General features: G+C 50.9%; 3 protein-coding genes and 1 pseudogene. All 4 read right to left on the bottom strand.

Going from position 1 to position 2888, the window contains the following annotated elements; all coding sequences use genetic code 11:
- Window positions 1-237 (bottom strand): annotated as a pseudogene (locus AACY45_RS26940) (tetratricopeptide repeat protein); the annotation flags it as partial.
- A complete protein-coding gene (locus AACY45_RS26935; protein WP_339548472.1) occupies window positions 234-1070 on the bottom strand; it encodes a tetratricopeptide repeat protein in 837 nt (278 codons plus the stop codon). The pseudogene AACY45_RS26940 and the gene AACY45_RS26935, both read right to left, overlap by 4 nt.
- A gap of 107 nt (window positions 1071-1177) precedes the next feature.
- Window positions 1178-2014: a tetratricopeptide repeat protein gene (locus AACY45_RS26930; RefSeq protein ID WP_339548471.1), complete on the bottom strand. Its 837-nt coding sequence runs from the start codon at window positions 2012-2014 to the stop codon at window positions 1178-1180.
- 107 nt (window positions 2015-2121) lie between these two features.
- Window positions 2122-2888, bottom strand: a 767-nt coding sequence (locus AACY45_RS26925) for a tetratricopeptide repeat protein (protein WP_339548470.1), incomplete at its 5' end; no start/stop codon positions are given.

Here is a 2888-nt window from a genome sequence, read left to right as displayed (position 1 = left end):
TCGCCAGTTTTTAACCCCTCGAACTTTCTCGAGCGCGCGGGCCTGTTGAAACCAGCGTTCAGCCTCCGCATCCAGCGGTGGGTTATGGTCTTTTTCGTACGCACAGGTAAACGTGGGATAGGCCATAACCGAAGTGCCATTGAGTATTCCCAACAGGCCGGCGACACAAAAAAACGTTGCCTTAATGAATCGTCCAGGCATGAACCGAGGCTTTTCCGACTGAGTGAAATAACTCATATCTCAGGTCGGCGGTCCGGATGTTCGGCGTCAAAACCTTGTATAGGGTGAGCGGGTAACGGGTGGTCTTTCATAAGATTAGGGAAGCGTAACGCAGGGTTAGCATCAATTTGTTTCCATAGTTCGATATATAGCTCATGAAGCTCAGAATCTGGCCGATATCCAAAGTTATATATGTGTTCAGGATCAGATTCAAATACTCCACTGAGATAGCTAAAGCCTATAGAACTACCCATAGATGCGGCGCGCTGATAATAGAATAGCGAGCGGGGTTTATTTTTTTTAGCTGTGTCATAAAAACTTGCAGTTTTTTCTATGGCATAAGGATTTTCCTGAGCTCCCGCACATCGGTAATAACGCTCGGCCATGTCATCATCCTGTTTGTCCCTTGGGAGCGCAAAAGCGAAGTACCGACCTAATTGAACCTGTGCTAAGGGACTGCCCAATTGCGCGGCCTGGAACATGTAGGAGCTGGCCATGCGGTCCGACTTCAATACACCGACTCCACGTTCGGCCACCACAGCCCAATTGTAATAACCCAGCGGGACTTTGAGTTTTACCATACGCTCGTAGAGGTCGAGCATCTTGCTGATATCTTTTTCAACGCCAGGCTGTCCGGGCCAGCCCGTGCGATAGAGCCCCGCCAGGTTGTGCATCGCCTTCCAGTGATCTTTAGCGATGGCATTCTCGTAAAGCCCGACGATGCTTCGCCAGTTTTTAACCCCTCGAACTTTCTCGAGCGCGCGGGCCTGTTGAAACCAGCGTTCAGCTTCCGCATCCAGCGGTGGGTTATGGTCTTTTTCGTAGGCACAGGTAAACGTGGGATAGGCCATAGCCGAAGTGCCATTGAGTATTCCCAACAGGCCGATGGCACAAAAAGATGTCGCCTTAATGAACCGTCCACGCAGGAGCCGAGGCTTTTCCGGCTGAGTGAAATAACTCATATCTCAGGTCGGCGATCCGGATGCTCGGCGTCAAAGCCTTGTATAGGGTGAGCGGGTAACGGGTGGTCTTTCATGAGATTGGGGAAGCGTAGATTAGGATCGGCATCTAGTTGCTCCGATAAGTCAGCATATAGCTCATGAAGTTTTGGGTCTGGCTTATATCCAAAGTTATACATGGGCTCAGGCTCAGTCTTGAAGGCTCCTTTTAGATTACTCAACCCGGTAAAACTACCCAGCGATGCCGCACGCTGATAATAGAATAGTGATCGCGGCTTATTTTTTTTGGAGATCTCATAGAATGCGGCCGTTTCTATAATCGCTTCTGGGACGTGTTGAGCTCCAGCGCATCGAAAGTATGGTTCGGCCATTTGGTCGTCTTGCTTATCTCGTGGCAACTCAAATGAGAAGTAATTTCCGATTCTAACTTGGGCTAAAGGACTGCCCAATTGCGCGGCCTGGAACATGTAGGAGCTGGCCATGCGGTCCGACTTCAACACCCCGCGCCCACGCTCCGCCACCACAGCCCAATTGTAATAACCCAGCGGGACTTTGAGCTTTACCATACGCTCGTAGAGGTCGAGCATCTTGCTGATATCTTTTTCAACACCAGGCTGTCCGGGCCAGCCCGTGCGATAGAGCCCCGCCAGGTTGTGCATCGCCTTCCAGTGATCTTTAGCGATGGCTTTCTCGTACAGCCCGACGATGCTTCGCCAGTTTTTAACCCCTCGAACTTTCTCGAGCGCGCGGGCCTGTTGAAACCAGCGTTCAGCCTCCGCATCCAGCGGTGGGTTATGGTCTTTTTCGTAAGCACAGGTAAAGGTGGGATAGGCCATAGCCGGAGTGCCATTGAGTATTCCCAACAGGCCGATGGCGCAAAAAAACGTCGCCTTAATGGACCGCCCAGGCAGGAACCGAGGCTTTTCTGACTGAGTGAAATAACTCATGTCTCAGGTCGGCGGTCCGGATGCGCGGCGTCAAAACCTTGTATAGGGTGAGCGGGTAACGGGTGGTCTTTCATCAGATTGGGAAAGCGCAGACTTCTGTCGGCTCGAAGCTGTTTCCATAGATCGGAATAAAACTCATGAAGCGCTTGGTCCGGCTTATATCCAAAGTTGTGTATTGGTCGAGGTATAGCCTCGAAAGCTCCTTTTAAATTGCTTAACCCCGTAAGGCTGCCTAACGATGCCGCACGCTGATAATAGAATAGTGATCTCGGCTTATTTTTTTTAGCAATCTCATAGAATGCGGCTGTTTCTATAATTGCCTCTGGAGAATTTTGAGCACCCGCACATCGGAAGTATGGTTCAGCCATTTGGTCGTCCTGCTTGTCTCGCGGCAACTCAAATGAAAAGTAGTTTCCGATTCTAACTTGAGCTAAAGGACTGCCCAATTGCGCGGCCTGGAACATGTAGGAACTGGCCATGCGGTCCGATTTCAACACCCCGCGCCCACGCTCGGCCACCACAGCCCAATTGTAGTAACCCAGCGGGACTTTGAGCTTTATCATACGTTCGTAGAGGTCGAGCATCTTGCTGGTATCGACTGCTATTCCGGGGTTTTTTTCGGATCCCGGCTCACCAACGCGATACAGCTGAGCGAGATTATGCATCGCCTTCCAATGATCTTTAGCAATGGCTTTTTCATAGAGTGCGACTACCTCGGGCCAATGCCCCAACTCTCCCTCCAGATAACGAGCCCGTTTAAACC

The organism is Pseudomonas sp. RA_35y_Pfl2_P32, assembly GCF_963970735.1.
In the GTDB taxonomy this organism is placed as follows: Bacteria; Pseudomonadota; Gammaproteobacteria; order Pseudomonadales; family Pseudomonadaceae; genus Aquipseudomonas.
This window is presented reverse-complemented; position numbering and strand designations above follow the sequence as displayed.